At 62.7% G+C, this 25,200-nt stretch carries 20 protein-coding genes; 11 read left to right on the forward strand and 9 right to left on the reverse strand.

The genetic code is table 11. The annotated features are described in order from the left end of the window. Nucleotides 1-17: 17 nt before the first annotated feature. The 4 genes from trmD to ffh all read right to left on the reverse strand — a co-directional run bounded on the left by trmD (nucleotide 18) and on the right by ffh (nucleotide 3,205). Nucleotides 18-791 (reverse strand): tRNA (guanosine(37)-N1)-methyltransferase TrmD, encoded by a 774-nt coding sequence (gene trmD, locus AC0IYH_RS13705; protein ID WP_016977714.1) that lies wholly within the window; start codon nucleotides 789-791, stop codon nucleotides 18-20. Then, a complete protein-coding gene (gene rimM / locus AC0IYH_RS13710; protein ID WP_028617814.1) occupies nucleotides 773-1,309 on the reverse strand; it encodes a ribosome maturation factor RimM in 537 nt (178 codons plus the stop codon). Before rimM ends, trmD begins: the two co-directional genes overlap by 19 nt. Nucleotides 1,310-1,314: 5 nt before the next feature. After that, on the reverse strand, nucleotides 1,315-1,578 hold the full coding sequence (gene rpsP, locus AC0IYH_RS13715) for a 30S ribosomal protein S16 (RefSeq protein WP_471834767.1): 264 nt from the start codon (nucleotides 1,576-1,578) through the stop codon (nucleotides 1,315-1,317). 250 nt (nucleotides 1,579-1,828) lie between these two features. Next, nucleotides 1,829-3,205, reverse strand: a complete 1,377-nt coding sequence (gene ffh / locus AC0IYH_RS13720; protein ID WP_116628730.1) for a signal recognition particle protein — start codon at nucleotides 3,203-3,205, stop codon at nucleotides 1,829-1,831. Nucleotides 3,206-3,439: 234 nt separating this feature from the next. Between ffh and AC0IYH_RS13725 the strand changes: the two genes are divergently transcribed. The 3 genes from AC0IYH_RS13725 (at nucleotide 3,440) to AC0IYH_RS13735 (ending at nucleotide 7,167) form a co-directional block, all read left to right on the forward strand. Next, nucleotides 3,440-4,252, forward strand: a complete 813-nt coding sequence (locus tag AC0IYH_RS13725; RefSeq protein ID WP_116628731.1) for a cytochrome c biogenesis protein CcsA — start codon at nucleotides 3,440-3,442, stop codon at nucleotides 4,250-4,252. Nucleotides 4,253-4,264: 12 nt separating this feature from the next. Next, nucleotides 4,265-5,503 (forward strand): transporter associated domain-containing protein, encoded by a 1,239-nt coding sequence (locus AC0IYH_RS13730; RefSeq protein ID WP_116628732.1) that lies wholly within the window; start codon nucleotides 4,265-4,267, stop codon nucleotides 5,501-5,503. Between the two features lie 353 nt (nucleotides 5,504-5,856). After that, the gene (locus AC0IYH_RS13735; RefSeq protein ID WP_116628733.1) at nucleotides 5,857-7,167 is read left to right on the forward strand and encodes an MFS transporter; all 1,311 of its coding nucleotides are present in this window, start codon (nucleotides 5,857-5,859) and stop codon (nucleotides 7,165-7,167) included. Between the two features lie 118 nt (nucleotides 7,168-7,285). On the opposite strand, the gene purT is transcribed toward AC0IYH_RS13735, so the two are convergent. The 5 genes from purT to AC0IYH_RS13760 all read right to left on the reverse strand — a co-directional run bounded on the left by purT (nucleotide 7,286) and on the right by AC0IYH_RS13760 (nucleotide 10,543). Continuing rightward, the gene (purT, locus tag AC0IYH_RS13740) at nucleotides 7,286-8,467 is read right to left on the reverse strand and encodes a formate-dependent phosphoribosylglycinamide formyltransferase (protein ID WP_471834770.1); all 1,182 of its coding nucleotides are present in this window, start codon (nucleotides 8,465-8,467) and stop codon (nucleotides 7,286-7,288) included. A gap of 69 nt (nucleotides 8,468-8,536) precedes the next feature. Next, the gene (locus tag AC0IYH_RS13745) at nucleotides 8,537-9,004 is read right to left on the reverse strand and encodes a VUT family protein (protein ID WP_116628735.1); all 468 of its coding nucleotides are present in this window, start codon (nucleotides 9,002-9,004) and stop codon (nucleotides 8,537-8,539) included. Between the two features lie 164 nt (nucleotides 9,005-9,168). Next, nucleotides 9,169-9,384, reverse strand: a complete 216-nt coding sequence (locus AC0IYH_RS13750) for a DUF1289 domain-containing protein (protein WP_116628736.1) — start codon at nucleotides 9,382-9,384, stop codon at nucleotides 9,169-9,171. Next, nucleotides 9,381-9,905, reverse strand: coding sequence for a gamma carbonic anhydrase family protein (locus AC0IYH_RS13755; RefSeq protein WP_116628737.1), 525 nt, complete (start codon nucleotides 9,903-9,905; stop codon nucleotides 9,381-9,383). Before AC0IYH_RS13755 ends, AC0IYH_RS13750 begins: the two co-directional genes overlap by 4 nt. A gap of 35 nt (nucleotides 9,906-9,940) precedes the next feature. Continuing rightward, complete coding sequence (locus tag AC0IYH_RS13760; RefSeq protein ID WP_015885706.1) at nucleotides 9,941-10,543, reverse strand: CoA pyrophosphatase; 603 nt, start codon at nucleotides 10,541-10,543, stop codon at nucleotides 9,941-9,943. A 132-nt stretch (nucleotides 10,544-10,675) separates the two neighbouring features. Here AC0IYH_RS13760 and AC0IYH_RS13765 point away from each other — a divergent pair, with 132 nt between their 5' ends. The 8 genes from AC0IYH_RS13765 to AC0IYH_RS13800 all read left to right on the forward strand — a co-directional run bounded on the left by AC0IYH_RS13765 (nucleotide 10,676) and on the right by AC0IYH_RS13800 (nucleotide 25,175). Continuing rightward, nucleotides 10,676-11,224, forward strand: coding sequence for an NUDIX hydrolase (locus AC0IYH_RS13765; protein WP_471834773.1), 549 nt, complete (start codon nucleotides 10,676-10,678; stop codon nucleotides 11,222-11,224). Nucleotides 11,225-11,261: 37 nt separating this feature from the next. After that, complete coding sequence (locus AC0IYH_RS13770; RefSeq protein WP_116628739.1) at nucleotides 11,262-11,765, forward strand: L,D-transpeptidase family protein; 504 nt, start codon at nucleotides 11,262-11,264, stop codon at nucleotides 11,763-11,765. 263 nt (nucleotides 11,766-12,028) lie between these two features. Further along, nucleotides 12,029-12,787: a GntR family transcriptional regulator gene (locus tag AC0IYH_RS13775; protein ID WP_116628740.1), complete on the forward strand. Its 759-nt coding sequence runs from the start codon at nucleotides 12,029-12,031 to the stop codon at nucleotides 12,785-12,787. Between the two features lie 10 nt (nucleotides 12,788-12,797). Beyond that, nucleotides 12,798-13,904, forward strand: coding sequence for an N-acetylglucosamine-6-phosphate deacetylase (nagA, locus tag AC0IYH_RS13780; RefSeq protein WP_116628741.1), 1,107 nt, complete (start codon nucleotides 12,798-12,800; stop codon nucleotides 13,902-13,904). Next, nucleotides 13,897-14,907 (forward strand): SIS domain-containing protein, encoded by a 1,011-nt coding sequence (locus tag AC0IYH_RS13785; protein WP_471834811.1) that lies wholly within the window; start codon nucleotides 13,897-13,899, stop codon nucleotides 14,905-14,907. Before nagA ends, AC0IYH_RS13785 begins: the two co-directional genes overlap by 8 nt. A gap of 29 nt (nucleotides 14,908-14,936) precedes the next feature. After that, on the forward strand, nucleotides 14,937-17,447 hold the full coding sequence (gene ptsP, locus AC0IYH_RS13790; RefSeq protein WP_471834813.1) for a phosphoenolpyruvate--protein phosphotransferase: 2,511 nt from the start codon (nucleotides 14,937-14,939) through the stop codon (nucleotides 17,445-17,447). Between the two features lie 26 nt (nucleotides 17,448-17,473). Continuing rightward, nucleotides 17,474-19,165, forward strand: coding sequence for an N-acetylglucosamine-specific PTS transporter subunit IIBC (nagE, locus tag AC0IYH_RS13795; RefSeq protein WP_471834776.1), 1,692 nt, complete (start codon nucleotides 17,474-17,476; stop codon nucleotides 19,163-19,165). A gap of 253 nt (nucleotides 19,166-19,418) precedes the next feature. Next, nucleotides 19,419-25,175 carry a membrane-targeted effector domain-containing toxin gene (locus tag AC0IYH_RS13800; protein ID WP_471834778.1) on the forward strand — a complete coding sequence of 1,919 codons (5,757 nt, stop codon included), beginning with the start codon at nucleotides 19,419-19,421 and terminating at the stop codon, nucleotides 25,173-25,175. Nucleotides 25,176-25,200 lie beyond the last annotated feature (25 nt).

Raw genomic sequence — 25,200 nt, forward strand, 5'->3', positions numbered from 1 at the left:
CTACCATCGATACGTTGTTAACTATCGTCCCGCGCGAGGATGTATTCCTCGAGCAGCTTCTTCTCTTCTCCAGAAAGCGAGCGGCTTTCCAGAAGATCGGCGCGTCGTTCATAGGTCCGACCAAGGGACTGCTGTAAACGCCAACGCCGGATGTGTGCGTGATTGCCACTTAGCAATACGTCGGGAACACGCTGATCCGCATACACCTCCGGTCGGGTGTAGTGCGGGCAATCCAGCAAACCATCCGTGAAGGAATCTTCCTCCGCGGAGTCCGCATGCCCTAAAGCTCCAGGCAGCAGTCGTGTAACCGCATCTATCAGGACCATCGCCGGCAGCTCGCCGCCAGACAGGACATAGTCCCCAATCGACCACTCTTCATCGACATGAGCTTCAATAAAACGCTCGTCAATGCCTTCATAGCGACCGGCAATCAGGATCAATGCTTCCTCATTCGCCAGTTCGCGGACCCCAGCCTGTTTCAGCTGACGGCCTTGAGGGGACAGGTAAATTACCTTCGCCTTCTCCCCGGCAGCAGCCTTGGCCTGAACCAATGCGTCTTCCAGGGGCTTGATCTTCATCACCATGCCCGGGCCACCGCCAAATGGGCGATCGTCCACAGTGTGATGTCGATCCGTCGTGTAGTCTCGCGGGTTCCAACAGGTAAGCTGCAACAGCCCCTGTTTCACCGCCCGACTGGTGATGCCGTACTCGCTGATGGCGGAAAACATCTCGGGAAACAAACTGATCACTTCAATGCGCAAATTAGCCACGCTTAGAAGTCCGCGTCCCATTCCACCTTCATCTCGCCCGCTGCCAGGTCGACGGCCAACACGCATTGCTCCGTATAGGGCAACAGGCGTTCGCGATCATCCAGGCTGCCAGCGCAAGGCTTGACCACCATTACATCATTGGCGCCGGTTTCCAGAAGATGATCGATTTTCCCGAACAGTTGCCCGAGTTGATCAATAACCTTCAGACCTTCCAGCTGGTACCAGTAGTACTCGCCGTCGGTCAATTCAGGGAACAGGTCTCGCGGCACGCAGATCTCATAACCGGCCAGAAGACGAGCTTCTTCACGATCATCAAGACCCTTGAGCTTTGCGACCAGGAACTTGTCGCTCCCGCGTCCACTGACCAGCTCAACCTGCTTAACGCTACCTTCGCGCTTGAGCGTCCAGGTTTTGTACTGCAACAGGTTTTCAGTCGGATCAGTAAAGGAATACACCTTCACTTCGCCGCGAACGCCATGAACAGAGTAAATCTTGCCGATAACGATCAAATCATCAGCAACAGCTGGCGTCGCGTTCATATTGCTCAGGCTGCGGCCTTAGCCGAGTCCTTAGCCGAGTCCTTCAACAGTTTTGCAACGCGCTCGGATGGCTGTGCACCAACGCTCAGCCAGTAGGCTACGCGCTCTTGGTTCACGGACAGACGAACTTCTTGACCACGAGCAACAGGGTTGAAGAAACCAACCTGTTCCTTGTGCGAACCGTCGCGCGGGTTGCGGCTGTCGGTTACGGTCAAGTGGTAAAACGGGCGCTTTTTGGAGCCGCCGAGGGCAAGACGGATTGTTAGCATGTGAAGATCGTTCCTGTAGTCGGTGCTGCAAATCTAAATGCACAGCGGGCATAGGTGCCCGAAAGGCCGCATATTCTAAGGAATATCCGGACTTTTGCAAATGTCTTTTTCTGGCGCCTATCAGCGTGCCATTCAGATCTGCTATAGAGCCGTCGGTTAAAACGGCAGGTCAGCCCCCGCCAACGGCGGGTTTGCTGGAGATCCCACATCCCTGTGGGTCGGAGCAGGAGCAAGCTCCCGCTCGAATTCTTTACATCTTTGGCATGCCGCCGCCGGGCAACATACCGCCCATGCCGCGCATCATCTTGGCCATCCCGCCCTTGGCGGAGAATTTCTTCATCATCTTCTGCATCTGCTTGTGCTGCTTGATCAAGCGACCGATGTCCTGCACCTGAGTACCGGAACCCATGGCGATCCGGCGTTTGCGCGAACCGCTGATCAGCTCAGGGTCGCGGCGCTCGGCCGGGGTCATGGAGTTGATGATGGCTTCCATCTGCTTGAACTGCTTCTCTGCCGCGCCCTGGGCATTGCCCATTTGCGCCAGGTTCACGCCGCCCATGTTCGGCAGCTTGTCCATCAGGCCGCCGAGGCCGCCCATGTTCTTCATTTGTTGCAGCTGGTCGCGGAAGTCTTCGAGGTCGAAGCCCTTGCCCTTCTTCAGCTTCTTGGCCAGTTTCTCGGCCTTGTCCTTGTCAAGCGTGGCTTCGGCCTGCTCGATCAGGCTGAGCACGTCGCCCATGCCGAGGATGCGCGAGGCGATACGCTCAGGGTGGAACGGCTCGAGCGCGTCGCTCTTCTCGCCCATACCGATGAACTTGATCGGCTTGCCGGTGATGGCGCGCACCGACAGCGCGGCACCGCCACGGGCGTCGCCGTCGACCTTGGTGAGGATCACGCCGGTCAGCGGCAGTGCGTCGCCGAAGGCCTTGGCGGTGTTGGCCGCATCCTGGCCGGTCATGGCATCGACCACGAACAGCGTCTCGACCGGGTTGATCGCGGCATGCAGCGCCTTGATCTCGCCCATCATCTCTTCATCGATGTGCAGGCGACCGGCGGTATCGACGATCACCACGTCGATGAACTTCAACCGCGCTTCTTTAATAGCGGCGTTGGCAATGTCGACCGGCTTCTGGCTCAGGTCGGACGGGAAGAAGGTCACGCCGACTTCGCCGGCGAGCATTTCCAGCTGCTTGATGGCTGCCGGACGGTAGATGTCAGCCGACACCACCATCACCGACTTCTTCTTGCGCTCTTTAAGGAAGCGCGCCAGCTTGCCGGCGGTGGTGGTCTTGCCCGCACCTTGCAGACCCGCCATCAGCACGACGGCTGGCGGCACGGCGCTGAGGTTCAGGTCTTCGTTGGCCGCGCCCATCAGGCTTTCGAGTTCGGCCTGGACGACCTTCACAAACGCCTGGCCCGGGGTCAGGCTGCGCGACACTTCGGTGCCGACCGCGCGCTCTTTGACCGAGTTGACGAAGTCCTTCACCACCGGCAAGGCCACGTCGGCTTCCAGCAACGCCATGCGCACTTCGCGCAGGGTGTCTTTAATATTGTCCTCGGTCAGCTTGGCCTTGCCGGTTACGTGGCGCAGCGTCTGCGAGAGACGGTCAGTCAAGTTTTCAAACATGCGCGATCCTTTCAGGCCCCATTCATCGAAATGCTTTGGTAGACCGAGGTAATGACGGCCCAGGCTGTGGTAAATCGCTATTAAAAACAGCGCTCGGCGAGCCTGCGGCGTGGGCAGGTCGCGGATTATAGCGAAGACTGCGCCCATGCACACCCGCTGTCTGGCCCGGGAGTCTTTCGTGGAACGCGGGGGTATGCCAAACTCAGCGCCTTTCGGGCTTGTCTATCAGGATTTATGCTCCCCTTGTCACCCAGTTTACTACCCAGCCTCGCCGCCGCCCTCTTGTATGCCGCTGCGACCCTCTATCAAGGCACTCGTCTGGCCCAAGGCGCCAAGGCAGACAAACGTCTGCTGGTCGGGCTCGGCGTCCTTGCCCTGCTGGCCCATGCCGCGAGCCTGTTCACTCACCTGATGACGCCGGTGGGCCTGGGCCTGGATTTTTTCAGCGCCGCCAGCCTGATCGCCGCAGCCGTCATCGCGCTGACGCTGATGGCCTGCTACCGGATCCCCGTCGAGAACCTGCTGGTGCTGTTATTCCCGCTGGGACTGCTGACGGTGCTGCTCGCGCAATTTGCCCCGACCGGCACCGTGCAGGTGATTGATGAAGAGCCAGGCATCCTCGCGCACATCCTGCTGTCGATCCTCGCCTACGGCATGTTCACCATTGCGGTGTTCCAGGCCTTGCTCCTGCTGCTGCAGGACCACCAGCTCAAGCACAAGCACCCGTCCGGGCTGATCAAGAACTTCCCACCGCTGCAAACCATGGAAAGCCTGCTGTTCGGTTTCCTGTGGGCCGGCTGGACGCTGCTGTCGCTGTCGCTGATCTCCGGCTGGCTGTTCGTCGAAAACCTGTTCGCCCAGCACCTGGTGCACAAGACCCTGCTGGCGTGCCTGGCCTGGGTGGTGTTCAGCGTGCTGCTGTGGGGCCGCAATCGCCTCGGCTGGCGCGGGCACAAGGCTATCCGCTGGACCCTGGCCGGTTTCTGCCTGCTGATGCTGGCCTACTTCGGCAGCAAGCTGGTTCGCGAATACATCCTGCATATCTGACGAGCGGCGATCATGGACAACTTGCCCCTTGGGCCGATGCTCGCGGTAATCGCCCTGCTGGTGTTATGGGCGGCGCTGTTTACCGCCATCGAAGCCGCACAACAACACCTGCTGGCCCTGCGCCCCGGCACCCGCCAGGGTGACAAGGCCGCCGCCCGCCTGAGTTTTCCGCGCAACAGCCTGATCCTGTGCAACAGCCTGTGCCGCGCCGCAGTGGTGATTCTGTGCACCTTGCTGGCGATCTACACCTGGGCGCAGAACGGCCCGTGGCTGGGCTGGCTGATCTCCTGCAGTGTGCTGCTGATACTCGCCGACTACCTGCCCCGCGCCCTGGCCACCCGCCATCCCCAGGCAGTGCTGGGCTTTGGCAATACGCTGCTGGGCGTGCCGCTGAAAATCCTCTACCCCTTTGCCTGGCTGCTCAATGGCATCAGCCTGTTACTGCTGCGCCCGTTTGCGCGCAAGGCCGGCGTGGTGAAAAAGAGCGACGACCCGCTGCCCGAGCACGATGACGACCAGGCACCCGAGGCCGATGACAGCCAGAACCCCGGCATGCCTGGCATCCATGCACTGGATAACATCACCGTAAATGACATCCTGGTGCCGCGCAGCGAAGTCGACGGCATCAACCTGGATGACTCCATCGAAGAAATCATCGAGCAACTGCGCACCTCCCAGCGCACCCGCCTGCCGGTGTTCCACAGTGACATCAACCAGGTCCAGGCCGTGCTCAATACACGCCAGGTCCAGCACCTGCTGCCCGACGCCAGCCTGACCAAGGAAGCGTTGCTCGCCGCCTGCCACGAACCCTACTTCGTCCCGGAAAGCACGCCCTTGCAGTTGCAACTGCTGAACTTCCACAAACAGCAGCGCCGCCTGGGCATGGTGGTGGACGAATACGGCGAAGTGCTGGGCATTGTCACCCTGGAAGATATCCTCGAAGAAATCGTCGGCGAATTCGAAAGCGATCAGGCAGTGGATAACCCGCACATCGAGGCCCAGCCCGATGGCCGCTACATCATCGACGGCGCCGCTTCGATCCGTGAACTCAACAAGAGCCTGGGCTGGCACCTGCCCAGCGACGGCCCCAAGACCCTCAACGGCCTGGTGACCGAAGCGCTGGAGACCATTCCGGATTGCGCGGTGTGCCTGAAAATCGGGCGCTATCGCCTGGAAATCCTCGAGACCGAGGACAACCGTGTGGCCAAGGTACTGATCTGGCACACCAGCCGCGTGCCGGTCGCCGCATAGTTCTCCTGACACACCACAATCCAATGTGGGAGGGGGCTTGCCCCCGATAGCGGTGTGCCAATCAGCACATCTGCAACTGATCAACCGCAATCGGGGGCAAGCCCCCTCCCACATTTTGATTTGCGGCGCTCCAGCTCTTGTTGTATTTCCAAACCCCTTCCTATAATCGGCGAGCTTACCCAAGCCCCGCCCGACCGCGTGCTACCCGCACTCCGCGCGTCCAGGCACCGCTGCATCGTGTCTGACCGGTGTTCGCTCCCATCCCGAGCCACCCCGCGCACAACCCTGATCCATGGGTGTTCGACCAATAATAATCCGCGTCCAAACGCGCAATGACCGTCAGGGATATCGCCATGAGCACCACCTATAACGAGGCCGCGACCGCCGCCCCGACCAACTCGACTGCACGGGTCGCCACGGCGAGCATCGTCGGCACCGCCATCGAGTTCTACGACTTCTACATCTATGCCACGGCTGCCGCGCTGGTGATCGGCCCGGTGTTCTTCCCGCAGACCTCAGGCACCGCGCAGATGCTGGCGTCGTTCCTGACCTTCGGCATCGCCTTTATCGCCCGCCCGCTTGGCTCGGCGCTGTTTGGCCACTTTGGCGACCGCATTGGGCGCAAGTCCACGCTGGTGGCTTCTTTGCTGCTGATGGGCGTGTGCACCACGCTGATCGGCTTGCTGCCGGGCTATGACAGCATCGGGGCCTGGGCGCCGATCCTGTTGTGTGTGCTGCGTTTCGGCCAGGGCCTGGGCCTGGGCGGCGAATGGGGCGGCGCGGCATTGCTGGCCACCGAGAACGCGCCCAAGGGCAAGCGCGCCTGGTTCGGCATGTTTCCGCAGTTGGGCCCATCGATTGGTTTTCTGGCGGCGAACGGCTTGTTCCTGATCCTGGCCATGAGCCTCAATGACGAGCAGTTCCGCAGCTGGGGCTGGCGCATCCCGTTCATCCTCAGTGCCGCGCTGGTGATGGTCGGCCTGTATGCACGCTTGAAGCTGCATGAAACCCCGGTGTTCGCCAACGCCGTGGCCAAGGAAAAACCGGTAAAAGTGCCGCTGGTGGAACTGTTCAGCCAGCATTGGCTGCCGGTGCTGCTGGGCGCCGCCTCGATGGTGGTGTGCTATGCGCTGTTCTACATCACCACCGCGTTTTCCCTGAGCTACGGCGTGTCGACACTGGGCTACAGCCGTGAAACCTTCCTCGGCCTGCTGTGCTTTGCGGTGCTGTTCATGGGCCTGGCCACACCACTGGCGGCGCTGGCGAGTGACCGCTGGGGGCGCAGGCCGGTGCTGATCGTCGGCGCGGTGCTGGCGATTCTGTCGGGCTTTACCATGGAGCCGCTGCTGACCCACGGCTCGACCTGGGCGGTTGCACTGTTTTTGGCGCTGGAGCTGTTCCTGATGGGCGTGACCTTCGCCCCGATGGGCGCGATGCTGCCGGAGCTGTTCCCGACCCGCGTGCGTTATACCGGCGCGTCGGCGGCGTATAACCTGGGTGGGATTGTGGGCGCGTCGGCCGCACCGTTCTTCGCGACCAAGCTGGTGGCGATGGGTGGGCTGAGTTATGTCGGCGGGTATGTGTCGGCAGCGGCGTTGCTTAGCTTGATTGCTGTGCTGTGCCTGAAAGAGACGCGGGATAATGATCTGAACAAGGTGGTCTGATAGACCGCTCTCGGGGGCAAGCCCCCTCCCACACTGGAATGGGTTCACACATCAAACTCTGTGAACCCAATCAAATGTGGGAGGGGGCTTGTCGGGCCGCCGCATCGCCCCGATGCTTTTAGAGCTCTACCACAACAGCCTGGGAAGCCCGGGTCGCCTTGGCCCGAGCAGCCTCAATCGACTCATCCCGCGCCAACGCCACGCCCATGCGGCGCTGGCCATTCACCTCTGGCTTACCAAACAGACGCAACGCCGTGTCCGGCTCGCTCAAGGCGGCGCCAAGGTTGGCGAATGCAGTTTGGATCGACTGCCCTTCCACCAGAATCACCGCCGACGCCGAAGGCCCGAACTGACGGATCAACGGAATTGGCAGGCCAAGAATGGCGCGCGCATGCAGCGCGAACTGCGACAGGTCCTGGGAAATCAGGGTCACCAAACCGGTGTCATGCGGGCGCGGCGAGACTTCGCTGAACCACACCTGATCACCCTTGATGAACAGCTCGACGCCAAACAGACCACGACCACCCAGGGCTTCGGTCACCGCTTTGGCAACGCGCTCGGATTCGGCCAGGGCAATCGGGCTCATGGCTTGTGGCTGCCAGGATTCCTGGTAATCGCCCTTCTCCTGGCGATGGCCAACCGGCGCGCAGAACGTGGTGCCGCCGATGTGGCGCACGGTCAGCAGGGTGATTTCGTAGTCGAAGTCGATAAAGCCTTCGATGATCACCCGGCCCTTGCCGGCGCGGCCGCCTTCCTGGGCGTAATCCCAGGCTTTCTGCACGTCATCGATGCTGCGCAACAGGCTCTGGCCCTTGCCCGACGAACTCATCACCGGCTTGACCACGCACGGGAAGCCCAGGTCCTGGACGGCCTTGCTGTAGTCTTCGAAGGTGTCGGCGAAGTGGTACGGCGAGGTCGGCAGGTCCAGCTCTTCAGCGGCCAGGCGGCGGATACCTTCGCGGTTCATGGTCAGCGAGGTGGCACGCGCGGTCGGGATCACGGTGAAGCCTTCGGCTTCCAGCTCAACCAGGGTGGCGGTGGCGATGGCTTCGATTTCCGGCACGATGAAGTGCGGCTTCTCGGCTTCGATCACCGCACGCAGGGCGGCGCCGTCGAGCATGTTGATCACGTGGCTGCGATGCGCCACCTGCATGGCCGGCGCGTTGGCGTAGCGATCCACGGCAATCACTTCAACGCCCAGGCGTTGCAGTTCGATTACCACTTCCTTGCCCAGCTCACCGCAGCCACACAGCATTACGCGGGTCGCGGTTGGCGACAATGGAGTTCCGATTCGGGTCATCTCAGGTCCTCAGGGGAGCGGATCATGGGGAGAAAGGCCGGCATTTTACATGAACTGTAAAAATTGGCCTCAGTTGGCGACGGCCCGTTTGCGCATGCGCACCGCCATGATCAGCCACACCACCGTGACCCCGGCGAACTTTGACACCAGCGCGGTGCCCGCCACGGCCGGGGTGAGCGCGCCGATCAGGCCGAAAAAGATAAAGGTATCGAGGGGAATGCTCAGTGCCGAACTTATCCACAGGCGGTCGTGCAGCGGGCGCTTGGTGATGCTGAACACCAGCCAGTCGATGCATTCGGACACCGCGAACGCCGTGGCACTGGCCAGGGCAATGGAGGGGTCGGAGGTGATGTACGACAGCACCAGCGCCGCCAGCATGGCAACGATTGCGCCATGGCCGAAGCGGGTTTGCACCATGTCGCGCAGGATGAAGACCAGGCCACCCCAGGCCGACCAGATGATGTCCAGGTGCGGGGCGGTGGAGAAGGCGAAGTTGATCAGCACGACGCTGCTGATGTAGGCGATCAGGAAGAGCATGGGGGGATGGACCTGTGAGCAATCGGCACAGGGTACTTCACATTTTGAAATATGTCGTCTGGGAGGGCCCTATCGGGGGCAAGCCCCCTCCCACAGGTGACCGTGTTTCTCCTGCGGGAATGCAGTCAAAATATGGGAGGGGGCTTGCCCCCGATAGCAATCTGTCAGCTGCCAGATTTGCCGGGAGTCATCCACACCAACCCACCCGCCACCGCCCGCTCATGGCACAACCCCAACACCACCCGGCGCTCGGCATTGTCCATACGGCTCCAACGCGTAATCTCATCCACCGTGCGCTGGCAGCCAGTGCAGATATCGTCGTCATCCAGTGCGCAAATGCTCACGCACGGCGAGGCGACGGGGCGTTCTATCGGGTTCATTCTTCCTGCTCAGCCAAGTCACGCGCATAGCGCTGCGAGTTATGCACATAGTGCGCGGCGCTGGCCTCGAGCATGTTCTTCTGCGCGTCGGTCAGCTCACGCACCACCTTGCCGGGCGAGCCCATCACCAGCGAGCCGTCGGGGATTTCCTTGCCTTCGCCGATCAGCGAATTGGCGCCGATGATGCAATGCTTGCCGATTTTGGCGCCGTTGAGGATCACCGCGTTGATGCCGATCAGGCTGTAATCGCCCACCGTGCAGCCGTGCAGCATGGCGTTGTGGCCGATGGTCACGCCGGTGCCGAGGGTCAGTGGGTAGCCCATGTCGGTGTGCATCACGCTGCCGTCCTGCACGTTGCTGTTCTTGCCGATCAGGATCAGTTCGTTGTCGCCACGCAACACCGCGTTGAACCAGACGTTGGCGCCCTCCTCCAGCTTGACCTTGCCCACCAGCGTGGCATTGGGGGCCACCCAACTGGTTGGGTGCGTCTCGACGCGGGCGTCGCCCAGGCGGTATTTCATGGTGTGTCCTCACGGCTCGCCATTCAAACGATGGCTCAGGTATTGATGAAGCTTTTGGGCGGCTGGTGCAGGCTGATCTGGGCGTCGTCATAGAGCAGGTTGATCAGCTCCACGATCATGATCGCCGTCAGCCCCCAGATCTTGTATTCGCCAAACCGGTAGCTGGGCACATACCAGCTGCGGCCCTGGTAATCGATTCTGTGGGTATGTTCACGCGGGTCCTGCCGGAAAAAATCCAGCGGCACGCTGAACACCGCCGCAATCTCGGCATCGTTGGCCAGGTATTCGACGTAATCGGGGATAACGCCTACATAAGGCGTAACCCGGATGCCATGCAGGGAAATCAGCGGGCTCAGCGGGCCGATGACTTCCACCAGGCCAGGCGGCAGGCCGATTTCTTCTTCGGCTTCGCGCAGCGCGGTGAAGATCAGGTCCGGGTCTTCGGGGTCGCGGCGCCCGCCGGGGAAGGCCACTTCGCCGCCATGGGTCGACAGGCCGCTGGCGCGCAGGGTCAGGATCAGCTCAGGTTCGTCACTGCGGGTAATCGGCACCAGCACCGCGGCCTCGGGGAAACGCCCGTCGGTTTCCAGCGTATGGGGAGTGTGATTGCTTACCCGGCGAAGTAGCTCGTCCAGCATGAGTCATCTCGGTCTGTTGGCTACCTTGCATCATGCACCAAAGCTGCCGGGCGCCCAACCCCAAAACCCGACGACACCTTGCAGCCCCCCGCCAGCCACGCCAAGATAGGCGCACTTTCCAGGAACCCCAGCATGAATTTCTGCAGCCAGTGCGGTAAACCGGTTACCCAGCGCATTCCCGAAGGCGACGGCCGCCTGCGTTTTGTGTGTGATCACTGCTCGACCATCCACTACCAGAACCCCAATATTGTCGCCGGCACCGTGCCGGTGTGGGGCGACAAGGTGCTGCTGTGCCGCCGCGCCATCGAACCGCGCCTGGGCTACTGGACCCTGCCCGCCGGTTTCATGGAGAACGGCGAGACGGTGGAGCAGGCCGCCATGCGCGAAACCCTCGAAGAAGCTTGTGCCCGCGTGCGCAACCTGAACATCTATACGCTGATCGACGTGCCGCACATCAGCCAGGTGCATATCTTCTACCGCGCCGAACTGGTCGACCTGGATTACGCCGCAGGCCCCGAAAGCCTCGAAGTACAGCTGTTCGACGAAGCCGATATCCCTTGGTCCGAGCTGGCTTTCCGCACGGTGGCACGTACCTTAGAATGCTTTTTCGCTGACCGCAGGCTGCAGTCGTACCCGGTGCGCAGCGAGGCTGTGCCGCCGATGGGCAAGCCCGCTCAATAACACTCCGGCAGATGACCTTTGAAGGGATACCGTTTTAATGCGTTGGTTGCTTGCTGTTATCTGCCTGTCGTTCGCTACCCTGTCCCCCGCCGCCGTTGTGCAAACCCTGGGCGGCAAAACTGTCGAGAAAGTCCTGGTGCTCAAGTCGGCCCACCAGTTGCAGTTGATCAACGACGGCCAGCCGTTCAAGACCTACCGTATTTCCCTGGGTAAAAACCCCAAGGGCCACAAGTTGATCGAGGGCGACCGCCGCACCCCGGAAGGCCTGTACTGGATCGACTGGCGCAAGACCAGCGACCGCTTCAACCTGGCCATGCACATCTCCTACCCGAATATCAGCGACGCCGCCCGCGCGCGCCGCGAAGGCGTGAAGCCCGGCAGCATGATCATGATCCACGGCACGCCCGACACCGAAGACTACCCGGAGCAGTGGTTTCACACCCTGGACTGGACCGACGGCTGCATCGGCATGCGCAACGTCGATATGCGTGAAGTCTGGAACCTGGTCAAAGACGGCACCCTGATCGAGATTCGGCCGTAATCACGTACCGTTCGTAAAATAATCTGAAAATAATTCCTGCCCCTGGCAGCGCCTGCCGGTGAATACCAGTTCACCGCGCTGGGCTGCGTGCTTCTGCGCGCGATAAAGACCTCTCTAATACCACTTGATACCAGGCCCCATTGCAGGGCCTTGAAACCAGTGCCTGCACCGTTTTGGTTGCATTGACATGGTATTTAAGTGGTATTAATTTCCGGCCATTACCGGGCGACAACACTCCAATAACCGCATCGGAAACCTGAACCATGAATCCCATCCTGGCCCTGCGCCCCGACGACAAACAATCCACGCCGCTGTACCTGCAATTGGCGCGCAAGCTGGAAGCGGCGATCCATGCCGGCCAGTGGACGTCCGAACAGGCGCTGCCGTCGGAGCGCATGCTCAGCGAGCAATTGAGCATCTCGCGCGTCACCGCCCGCAAGGCGCTGGAAGTGTTGTTTGCGCAAGGGCTGATCCGCCGCAACCAAGGCTCCGGCACGTTTATTTCGCCACGTTTGGAGCAGCCGCTCTCCCGCCTGTCCGGGTTCAGCGAGATGTTGCGGCTCAAGGGCTTTGTGCCCACCTCCCAATGGCTGGAGCGTGAGATCACCCAGCCGACCCACGAAGAGCTGATTCGCCTGGGCTTGTCGCCCGCCGACAAAGTGGCGCGGCTCAAGCGTTTGCGCAAAGCCGATGACACCGTGATGGCCATTGAAATGACCACCCTGCCCGCCTCGGTGCTGCCGCAGCCGCAAGCCATCGGCAACTCGCTGTACGAATACCTCGAAGGCATCGGCAAGCCCGTGGTACGTGCCCTGCAGCACATCCAGGCAATCAATGCCTCGGACGAGTTCGCCAGGCTGGTGGGCATTGCCCCCGGCACCGCCATGCTGCTGATGACCCGGGTCGGCTACACCGCCGACAACACGCCGATTGAAATCACCGACACCTACTGCCGCAACGACTACTACGACTTCGTCGCAGAACTGCGCCGCCATGACTACTCCGCTGAACTGCGCATTTAGAGAACTGCCCATGTCCGAAAACAACATCCTCACGCCCAACGGCTGGATTCGCGGCCGCCTGGTGCACGAAAACGGCAAGGTCACCGCCATTGAAGGCCAGCCCTGCGACCCGGCCGACAACGACCTGCCCTACCTGCTGCCAGGCTTTATCGACCTGCATGTGCACGGCGGCGGCGGCAAAGACATCATGGAAGGCGCGACCGCCTTCGAAACCATCACCCGCACCCACGTGCGCTTTGGCACCACCTCGCTGCTGGCCACCACCATGACTGCACCGGTCGAGGAAATCTCCCGCGTGCTCGGCGAACTCGGCACGTTCTGCGAGCAACGCCCTGCCGGCAGCGCCCGTGTACTCGGCGTGCACCTGGAAGGGCCCTACATCAATCCCGGAAAACTCGGCGCGCAACCCAACTTCGCCCACACCGCATTGATGGCCGAAGTCGAGGAGTACCTGCGTTTGGCGCCGATCCGGGTGATCACCATCGCCCCGGAAATCGCCGGCCACGACGGCCTGATCCGCGCCCTCAGCGAACGCGGCGTGCGCATGCAGATCGGCCACACCCTGGGCAGCTATGAAGAAGGCGTCGCCGCCCTCGCCGCCGGCGCCACCAGCTTCACCCATTTGTACAACGCCATGAGCCCGCTGCATCACCGCGAACCTGGCATCGTCGGCGCCGCACTGGCCCACGCCAAATACGCAGAGTTGATCCCGGACTTGCTGCACGTGCACCCCGGCGCCATCCGCGTGGCCTTGCGTTCGATCCCGTGCCTGTATTGCGTCACCGATTCCACCGCTGCCGCCGGCATGCCCGACGGCGAATACAAGCTGGGCAGCCACACCGTGACCAAATGCCTGGGCGGCGTGCGCCTGGCAGACGGCACCCTGGCCGGCAGCACGCTGACCATGGACCAGGCGCTGCGCAACCTGGTGAAAATCGGCCTGCCCATCAGCGAAGCCTCACAACGCCTGTCGCAATTTCCTGCGGACTACCTGGGCCTGGAACAACGCGGTCGTCTGCAACCCGGCAGCTTTGCCGACTGCGTGCGCCTGGACCGCGCCCTGCACCTCACCGACGTAATGGTCGAAGGAGAAACCATTGACTTCAAAAATGCTTGAAGAGGCCCTGGCCTCCGCTGACGCGGTTGCCGCGCAACTGCAACGCCTGAGCCCGATACTTGAGGAAGTCGCCGGCCGCCTGCGTCGCCAGCCGCCGCAAGTGGCGATGACCATCGCCCGCGGCAGCTCGGACCACGCCGCCAGCTACTTCGCCTACCTGGCCATGCAGCATGTGGGCATCCCGGTGGCGTCGTTGCCGATGTCGGTGGTGACCTTGTTGCAGGCGCCGCTGAAAGTCAGTGGCCAGGTGGCGTTCGGCTTCTCGCAGTCGGGCCAGAGCCCGGACCTGGTCAACAGCCTGCGCCTGCTGCGCAAGCGCGGGGCCTTGAGCATCTCGCTGGTCAACGCCGCACACTCGCCACTGGAGGCCGCCTGTGAGTTTCACGTGCCGCTGTGCGCCGGGCCGGAACTCAGCGTGGCCGCGACCAAAAGTTTTATCGCCACCCTCAGCGCCAGCGCGCAGTTGGTCGGCCACTGGAACCAGGAAGCCGACTTGCTGCAAGCCTGCCACGCGCTCCCCGATGAGTTGCGTGGCGCTGCGAAGCAGGATTGGACACTCGCCATCGACGCCCTCAAAGGCAGCCAGCGCTTGATGGTGATCGGCCGTGGCGCCGGGTTTGCCATCGCCCAGGAAGCCGCGCTCAAGCTCAAGGAAACCTCGGCGATCCAGGCCGAAGCCTTCAGCAGCGCCGAAGTGCGCCACGGACCGATGGCCTTGATCGACGCACACTACCCGCTGCTGATCTTCGCCCCACGCGGCGCCGAGCAGGCCGGCCTGCTGAGCCTGGCCGCCGACATGCGCCAGCGCGGCGCCCGCGTGTTGCTGGCCGCGCCGGACGATATTGCCGAGCGCGACCTGACCCTGAGCCGCGCCGAACACCCGAGCCTGGACCCGATCCTGGCAATCCAGAGTTTTTACGTGATGGCCGCCGGCCTGGCAGTGGCCAGGGGCATGGACCCCGACCAGCCGCGCCACCTGAGCAAAGTCACCCGCACTCACTGAGTGGCGTTTTCCTGATGAGTACCGTGCCCATGTCCAACAACAATAATGCAGTGACCCTCAGCGCCCCCTTAAGCGGGCCGGTGCTGGCCTTGGGCAACGTCCCCGATGAGGTGTTCGCCAGCGGCGCCATGGGCGACGGTATCGCCATCGACCCGCTGAACGACAGCCTGCACGCGCCGTGTGACGGGGAGATCATCCACGTCGCCCGCACCGGCCACGCGCTGACGATTCGCGCGCACAACGGTGCCGAGCTGCTGATGCACGTGGGCATCGACACCGTGGAGCTGAACGGCGAAGGCTTTGCGCTGCTGGTCAAGCAAGGCGCGCACGTGAGAGAGGGCCAGGCGCTGGTGCAGTTTGACCTGGACCGCATCGCGCGCCAGTGCAAGAGCCTGGTCAGCCTAGTCATCCTGACCAACAGCGATCGCTTTGAACTGACGCCACTCGCGCTGCACACGGTCAAGCTCGGCGAGCCGCTGATGCGGGTGGCCGCGCGCTCGACCGCCGGCGTTCAAACGGCTGTGGATAACTCCAGCACAGAAGCCAGCGCCAGCGTGCGCATCACCCACCGTGGCGGGTTGCATGCGCGCCCGGCGGCGTTGATCCGCAAGACCGCCCAGGGTTTCAGCAGCCAGGCGTTGCTGCACTTCGGCGATAAGTCGGCGGCGTGCGACAGCTTGATTGGCCTGATGGGCCTGGGCATCGGCGAAGGCGATGAGGTACGCGTGAGCTGTCGCGGCACAGACGCCGAGGCGGCGTTGCAGGCACTGGTTGCGGCGCTTTCGGTTGCGGTCAAAGAGGAACACCACGCGCCCGTTATCGCTGCGCCGCGTCGCGCCAATACCGAAGTCGGTGTGTTGCAAGGTGTATGCGCCGCACCGGGCCTGGTCTGCGGGCCGCTGCTGCGGCTGGCTGGCATCGAACTGCCGGCCGACACCGGCCAGCATCATGCCGACGAACAACTGCAACGACTGGACGCGGCGCTGGAGCAGGTGCGCGGCGAAATCCGCGTCACCCTGGACCACGCCCGCCAACGCAAAAATGTTGAAGAAGAAGACATCTTCGCCGCCCACCTCGCACTGCTCGAAGACCCGGCGCTGCTGGACGCGGCCACCCACGCCATCGAACACGGCAGCGCCGCCACCCACGCCTGGCGCGATGCGATCCAGGCCCAGTGCGCGGTGTTGCTGGCCTTGGGCAAACCGTTGTTTGCCGAGCGTTCCAACGACCTGCGCGACTTGCAACAACGCGTCTTACGCGCGCTGCTGGGTGAGGCGTGGCACTTCGAATTGCCGGCCGGGGCGATTGTCAGCGCCCATGAGCTGACCCCCTCGGACCTGCTGCAACTGAGCGCGCAACAGGCGGCCGGTATCTGCATGGCCGAAGGCGGCGCCACCTCTCACGTGGCGATCCTGGCGCGGGGTAAAGGCTTGCCGTGTGTCGTCGCGCTGGGCGCAGACCTGCTGGACGTCCCCCAAGGCCAGCGCGTGGTGCTTGACGCCGCCAACGGTCGCCTGGAACTGGCGCCCAGCGACGCCCGTCATGCCGAAGTCCACCAGCTTCGCGACGCGCAAAACCTGCGGCGCCAGCAGCAACAGGCCCAGGCCCAATTGCCGGCGATCACCACTGACGGCGTGACCGTCGAAGTGGCCGCCAATGTCGCCTCCAGCAACGAGGCCCAAGTAGCGTTTGAAAACGGTGCCGATGGCGTCGGCCTGCTGCGCACCGAATTCCTCTTCGTCGACCGCCGCACCGCGCCGGATGAGCAGGAGCAACGCCAGGCCTATCAAGCCGTGCTGGATGCCATGGGCGACAAGTCGGTGATCATCCGCACCATCGACGTCGGCGGCGACAAACAGCTCGACTACCTGCCACTGCCGGTCGAGGCCAACCCGGTACTGGGCTTGCGCGGCATTCGCCTGGCCCAGGTGCGCCCCGAGGTGCTCGACCAGCAACTGCGTGCGCTGCTGCAAGTGTGCCCGCTGCAGCGCTGCCGCATTTTGCTGCCGATGGTCAGCGAGGTGGATGAACTGCTGCAGATCCGCCAGCGCCTGGATGAGCTTTGCGTGGAGCTGGAACTGACCCAGCGCCCCGAGCTTGGGGTGATGATTGAAGTGCCCGCCGCCGCGCTGATGGCCGAGCAACTGGCCAGGCATGCGGACTTTTTATCGATCGGCACCAATGACCTGTCCCAGTACACCCTGGCCATGGACCGCGACCACGCCGGCCTCGCCGCGCGGGTCGATGCCTTGCACCCGGCGCTGCTGCGGCTGATCGCCCAGACCTGCCTGGGCGCGGCCAAACATGGGCGTTGGGTCGGCGTGTGTGGCGCCCTGGCATCCGACCCGCTGGCCACGCCGGTGCTGGTGGGCCTGGGGGTCAGCGAGCTGTCGGTGAGCCCGCTGCAAATCGGCGAAATCAAGGACCGCGTCCGCCACTTGGACGCGGCGCAATGCCGGCAATTGAGCCAAGGCCTGCTCGACCTGAGCAGCGCCAAGGCCGTGCGCCAAGCCTGTCAAACCCACTGGCCGCTGAGCTGACAACAACAAGAAAAAGGAGACCCGCCATGTACCAACTATTCATCGAAGGGCTGCAACGCCTGGGCCGTGCACTGATGCTCCCCATCGCGATCTTGCCGATTGCCGGCCTGCTGCTGCGCCTGGGTGACACTGACCTGCTCAACATCGCGGTGATGCACGACGCGGGGCAAGCGATCTTCGCCAACCTCGCGCTGATCTTCGCCATCGGCATCGCCGTGGGTTTTGCCCGCGACAACAACGGCACGGCCGGGCTGGCCGGCGCCATTGGTTATCTGGTGATGGTCTCCACGCTCAAGGTGATGGACGCCAGCATCAACATGGGCATGCTCGCCGGGATCGCCAGCGGCTTGATGGCCGGTGCGCTGTATAACCGTTTCAAGGACATCAAGCTGCCGGAGTACCTGGCGTTCTTCGGCGGGCGGCGCTTTGTGCCAATTGTCACCGGGTTCTCGGCGGTGGCGCTGGGGGTGATCTTTGGCCTGATCTGGCCGCCGATCCAGCACGGCATCAACAGCTTCGGTGTATTGCTGATGGAAAGCGGCAGCTTCGGCGCGTTCGTGTTTGGCGTGTTCAACCGCCTGCTGATCGTCACTGGTTTGCACCACATCCTCAACAACATGGCGTGGTTCGTGTTCGGCAGCTTCACCGACCCGCTCACCGGCGCGGTGGTCACCGGCGACCTGACCCGCTACTTTGCCGGCGACCCCAAAGGTGGCCAGTTCATGACCGGCATGTTCCCGGTGATGCTGTTCGGCCTGCCTGCTGCGTGCCTGGCGATGTACCGCAATGCCCTGCCGGAGCGGCGCAAAGTCATGGGCGGGATTTTCCTGTCGATGGCGCTGACCTCGTTTCTGACCGGGGTGACCGAGCCGATTGAATTCGCCTTCATGTTCCTCGCGCCGTTCCTGTACCTGCTCCATGCGCTGCTCACCGGCCTGTCGATGGCGGTGACCAATATGCTCAATATCCACCTCGGGTTTACCTTCTCCGGCGGATTTATCGACATGGTGCTGGGCTGGGGCAAATCCACCAATGGCTGGTTGGTGTTCCCGGTAGGCCTGGCGTACGCGGCGATCTACTACAGCGTGTTCAACTACTGCATTCGTCGGTTCAACCTGAAAACCCCTGGCCGTGAAGATATCCAGGTGGCACAGGCGCAGGTGATGAGCGACAACCAGCGCGCTACGGCCTACATCCGAGCCTTGGGCGGCGCGGCCAATTTGCTCAGTGTGGGCGCCTGCACCACCCGCCTGCGCCTGGACATGGTGGACCGCAACAAAGCCGTGGATGCCGAGCTCAAAGCACTCGGCGCGATGGCCGTTGTGCGGCCGGGCAATGGTGGCAGCTTGCAGGTGGTGGTCGGGCCGCTGGCGGACAGCATTGCCGATGAGATTCGCTTGGCGATGCCGTCGTTTGTGGCCACGGCGCCTGTGGATAGACCGGTTGCGGTGAATCTGCAGGATGCCGAGCAGTGGCTGAACGCCCTGGGTGGCCGAGGGAATGTGCGCCATTTGCAAGCCGTGGCCATGACCCGATTGCGCGTGGAACTGGGCGATGACTCAGTGTTGTCCGAAGCGGATCTGAAGGCGCTGGGTTGCCAGGGTGTGAGCCAGCTCGACAGTGGTGTGTGGCACCTGTTGATCGGTGACAAGGCCTCGGGGTTGGGTGAGGCGCTGGAGCGGTTGGTCGGTGGGCGTGAGGTCGGTGCCAGGGTCTAACCACTGGGTGACTGACAGGGCCCCATCGGGGGCAAGCCCCCTCCCACATTTTGAACTGTGAATACCTTCAAGTGTGGGAGGGGCGGTGCGACGATTCGACTTGCGCCCGATGAGGCCTTAACTGGCGCCAGTTGAATCAAGGCCATGAGCCTTGTCAGACATTTCCCAACCCTTCAGCTATCTATCTACAGCCCGGCCCCGCCCCCCCTTCCCCATCCTGAGACCTCCAACCCTCAGCATGGAGAATGTGCCGATGAGCACGTCCACCCAGTCATTCGACACTATCAAAAGCTCGCTCCACCAGATCGGGCATCACCTGTTTGTGAGCCCGGCGCCGTTATTGCCCGACCATCGCCCATCTGCCGAGCTGGCTTACCTTGAGCGCGTGAACAGCCTGCTCAAAACCCATTACCGAACGGTGCTTGGCAAGAGCCGCCAGCTGTATCAGGCGTTGCCAGGCAGTGACTTGCGCAGCGCGCAAGGGCAAGCGTTGGTTGCCACACTCAAGAGCAGCCTCAACACCAGCCTGTTGGACATGGACCTGCGCGAACAGATCAACGGTTCCTCGCGCAAGTCGTTCATGATCTACGAGGCGGGGCTCACGGCCCTGGAGCACGAGGCCAGGCTCGGGGTTCAGGATCACCTGTTGCAATCGCAAGACAGTGAGATGCTCGCGCAGGTTGGGCTGGCGCCCGCGTTGCGCCCTGGGTTGTATGCCTTGAGGTTCGACTATCAGGACGTAACCGTCGAACTGGCCGGCGCGTTTGTCGCCACGCAAAAAAATAGCCCGGTGGTCACGGCGCTGACGTCCACAGAGGCGGTCGGCCGCGTGCTGCTGTTCACGCCGGTGCGGGGAATCCAAGCCTTCGACTCACTGGACGAACTGAATAACCACCTGCTGCAGGTTATCGATCACCCCACCGGCCGCGACGAATTCATGAGCTTGTTACCTCGGCGTTACCACACGTTGACGGCGGCGGGTATCTCGCCACTGGCGCTGGCCAGCATCAGTGAAAAGCCGCTGTTCGAGCACCTCTTTGACGTCCAGGTAGACAAACGCACGCAAGACATCCAATGGGCCCTGAGCTTCGCCGAGAACCCGCAGCAAGACTCGCTGCAGCTGAATAACGCCCTCGACCACGCCATCGCCAGCAGCCCGCCCGACTTCAGCACACGCCTTGAATTGCACGCCCAGGCCCTGCTCGAACGCCAACTGCGCCTGAGTGCGCCCGACTGGTATCGCAGCGCCGACGACGCCCAGCGAACCGAGCTGGCCGAACACCTGGGGCAGTACAACCAGGCGCGCCAGACCTTGCTTGACCTGCTCGGCCCGGTTGCCACGCCCCAGACCCTGGCCGACCATCAATGGCGCGAGCGCTTGCGCGACGAGCTGGAGATCGACGACTTGCAGCCAGAGCACCTGCTGGTCACCACCCACCGCGTCATACCCAACCTGGGCGACTATCAACACCCGCGCAACCTGATCGATCTGGCCCTGCGCGGCCCGCACCTGGGTGACGAATTGCCGGGGTCGGACTTTGTGCGAAAGACCACGCTGACCTACCACGGTACAGCGCTGCCGGATGCCTACCAGGACCTTACGCCCACATGGCTGGCCCAGCAGTTGACCACCCTGCAACCGCGAATCGATTTTGCCCAGCTGCAAACCGAGCTGCATGGTCGCGTCGAGCTGAGGCTGGCCATCGAACAGATGCTGGATCGGCGCATCAACGTGCTGGCCTACACCGCCGTGCTGCAACAGCACCTCACCGACGATGACTACCAGTTGATCCAGCGCCTGCGCGCGGGCAGCGACCCGCAACTGAGCGCCGCCAGCGTGGGCTCGGGCGCGCTGTCCCTGCATGGCGCGCAACTGCTGGACCTGTGGGTGTTGCGCCAGGCCGACAGCCAGGGGGCGATCAAACGCGTGCTGCTGTGCACCCCGGAGGCGCCGCGCGCGCAGCAATTCATGACCTTCGACAGCGAAGCGCAGTGCCAGGCCCATATCCTCGGTTGGGCGGTGGATAACGGCGTCGAGGCCGCCTCCGGCACGCTCACCGATTACCTGATCACCCGCCTGCCCATGCGGTTTCGCAGCGCCATGAAAAGCGTCCTCGCCGGCCTGGGCTTCAAGCCCCATGCAAAGGAACACCAGGAGGTCACGTTCAACCCGGCGACGAGCTATCAGGCGTGCCTGCAATCGACGGCCGAGCATGCCCTGCGTACACGTGTGGATGACTATGAGTTCAGCACGCCGCTGTGGTTTCGCTCGGCCAGCACCGAACAGCGAAGAAAACTCGCAACGCTGAACGACAATGCCGACAACACCCTGCTGGCCTACAACGCCCAGGTATTTTCGGAAGCAAACCTCCCAAGCTTCGACAGCTACTTACATGACCATGCGCGATTGCGCTTGAACCAGCTGCTGCGCCGGCCACAGAACGATGTCGACCCGGACACCGTCTGGGCCTACTCGCCTCCTGCGCTGGTCGGTATCTGGACGCCCGCGCCCCTCACCTATACCCAGTTGTATCGCGACGGCTACGCCGATGGCGTGGGCTTTCTCGATGAAAAATTTTCGCACTCGGCACGTTTCAGAGGCCCTCAAGGCGTCGACCTGTCGGCGCTCACACCGCAAAAAGTGGCACGCTCGCTCACCGGCGTATGGATAGGCCAGCGCTACATCGATGGCGTGAAGGCCAAACTGCTGGACAGCACGGATGCCTCTTACGACCTACGCCGCAGGACCGCATTGACCATCACCCAGTGGCAGCTTGAAAGCGCCGCGCTCGAGAGCCACCTGCAAGGCCATATCGCCGGGGTCGACCTGCAATGGCTCAGCCTGTGCATCGCCGGCATGGCCGACACCTCGGTGCAGACGCGCAAGCGTTACTCGATTCACCGCCTGATGATCGACGGCGACTGGGTGATCGGCACCTGGCTCTTCACCCACGCCGACAACCCCGTGCTGCTCTACACGCCGCAGGCGCCCGACGGCATCAGCTTTCGCGAGGCGCGGCTGTTCAACTACCTGTTGAAAAAGCAGCCAGGCATGATCGACTACTTCACCGAACGGGTCGGCGTGCAATCGCGCACGCGGGTCCGCGCCTTTCTTGATGAAGCCAAGCGCAAACTCCCCGAACAGCTGGACAAAACCACCCCCAGCCCAGCGCGCTACGACACCACGCGCGGCGTGACGCCCGTCACCGACCTGCGCCTGGCGCTGTACAACATGCAGCTGCAACGCAAGCTCGACGACGTGGCCGCCACCACCGTGAACCGCACGCAGATGATCACCGGCATCCTCTGGACCTGCGTGGAATGGGTGGCGGCAGTGGCCACCGCGCCGTTTCCGGTCCTGAGCCTGGCGACCGGCCTGCTGCTGGCGTTCAAGGACGCCATGCTGGCCTTGCATGCCTATAACCAAGGTGACACCTCGGCCGCCTTCGAGCACTTCCTCGGCTACCTGTTCAACAGTGCCGGCGCGTTGCTCACCGATTTGCGGCCCGTGGTGCGCTCGCTCAACCCCGTCGGCAAGCCATTGCGCCTGAGTGCTGCCGATGCCGGGCAACGCCGCGTACTGCAACTGATCAAACAACTGGAAGCCCCGCCGCCGGCGCCGTCCGGCATGCAGCCGGTGGTCTTCGAGGGCCAGCCGTTCTGGGCGCCCAAGACGCCGGATGCCATCGGCCGCTATTTACTGCATCGCCTTGACCCGGCCAGCGGCCACCTGATGTCCACCGCCCGCCTGGCCGAACCGAATGCTGAAGGCGTGTGGGTACGCAGTGGGCTGGCGGGCGGCGCGCCGAAGTACGAAAGCCTGCCGGAAACTCCCGGCCCCCATAAGGACTATGGAATACCCGCGAAGTACTGGCGCGAGGTTGAATCGGTCCTCGACCCACAGTTGAAAAACAACCTGATCCTGCGTGCCGATGTGATGCAACTGCCTGCGCAAATGCAACTGGACAGTACCGTGCTGCACCTGAGGAAAGTACGCGGTGAATACCAACAACAAGTCGGGCGTCTAACCACAGATGCACAGGCGTTTTTCCAGGGGTTTGTGCCGTTGCCCGCGGTGGCGCAGGTACCGGCCATCGATGCCGGCGCCTCCTTTGCCCAACTGCTTGGCACCGAGGCGTTCAGTAGCAACAAGCACCTGGTCATCGGCGCCCTGCCCAGTTCCATTGCCGGCAAACAAGTGTTGATCGACAACCTCGACACCCTGGTTGAACAGGGCTTCAAGACTTTGTACCTGGAGTACGTACCGGGGGACGTGTTCCGGGCCAAACTGGAAAACCTCAACCGGGGGAAATCCTGGAAGCACCTCAAGCAGCACTTGGGCACGCTGGACACCACCTTCGGCTTCGCGAAGGGCGCAGAGCACTCTTACCTCCAACTGGTGCGCAAGGCCAGGGAAAAGGGCCTGCAGGTCAAGGCGCTGGATGCCTGCACCTCGTATCACCTCGACAGCGCCTTGGTCCTGGGCGACACCCCGCCCACCACGCCACGGGACAACCGCCTACGAAACTTCTACTCGCACAAAGTCATCGAGGCGGACATGGCCGACACCCCTCAGGAGCGCTGGGTGGCGCTGGTGGAGCCATCGCGCCTGCGCACCTTCAACCAGACGCCGGGTCTGGCAGACCTGCACGAGTCCGTCGCATTGCGTGTCGAGGATGTGAGTGTGGGCCAGCCCGCGAGCCTGCGCATTGACACGGCCGGTTCGATCGCCGGCGATGCCGAGGCCAAGGGTGACTACCTGATGAGCTTGCCCACCGCGTACAAGGCGCCCGAGCCCATCGCAGCAACAGCATCGCCAGCATCGGCAGCTGCGCCGGCCTCTGAGCATTTCAGCGACTTCGACATCGCCCCCGCGCTCAGAGACGATATCCTGCGCCTGGCAGCCGAGCCCTATGGGCTAGACGGCCGTTACCCGCCGCCATCCATGACCAGCCGCAGGCCGGCGTTCGATGCATTCGTCGAAACGCGCGAACGCCTGAACACCCAGGCCGAGCGCTTCTTCACCGACTATGCGCCACCTGCCCGCCCCCTCCTGCCGGAGGTCACAGCGGCCACCACAACGGAGTCCTTTATCAAACAGGTCAGCGACAGCTCGCTATCAGGGCTGATCATCGGCGAAGGCCATAGTCACGAGGCCGGCAAGGCGCTCCTCAGGACGCAGATGAAGACCCTCAAGGACGCCGGCTTCAAGACCCTGTATGTCGAACACCTGCTCACCGACCTGCACCAGGCCGAACTGGATCTGTTCCTGCACACCCGGCGCCTGCCCGACGGCCTCAAAACCTACCTAAGGCAACAGGATAGGGGGCATATGCCGCTGAACACTGGCCCTGACACCTATACGCAAGTGGTCCAGGCGGCGAATAAATATGGCATCCGCATACGGGCCCTCGACTGTACCGCCAGCTACCACCTCAAGGAGTTATCGGACCCCGGTGCGTCGCGCAACTCGATGTTCAATTACTTCGCGGCCAAGGTCATCGAGGCCGACCAGGCCGCGCACGGCCCACACAAATGGGTCGCCTTCGTCGGCAGTGCCCACACCAATAACAACCTTGGAGTACCAGGGCTGGCCGAAATGCTCGGAGCAGTCAGCCTGAATGTACGGGACACTGCGCCAGCACTCGCCAGAGGCATTCACCCAGGCTACTGGGAAAGTGACCTGGCCACGCTCACGTCACCTGCGCTGCGCAGTGACTTCAAGCTTGAAGTCGGCAAACCCGGTCGGCCGGCGCCGCGGCCCTTTGTGGCGGTTGAGCGCTCGAAACTGACCCGCGCCGGGCAGTACCTGATCGAGCGCCCGTCGGCTGCAGAAACCCGGCTGGTGCACCGTTCCAGTACCGGTGAAATCGTGACCACGCCGATTCAAGTCGACGACAACGGGCTGTACTTCATTGACCGCTGGGGCAAGCAGGCGCAACGCTTCAAGGCGATGGCAACGCTGTTCGGCATGCTCAGAGAAGACGTCAAGCTGGTCCCTGTCACCTAAATCACGGGCAACAAAAAACCCGCTG

It is taken from the genome of Pseudomonas sp. AC463, assembly GCF_979253585.1.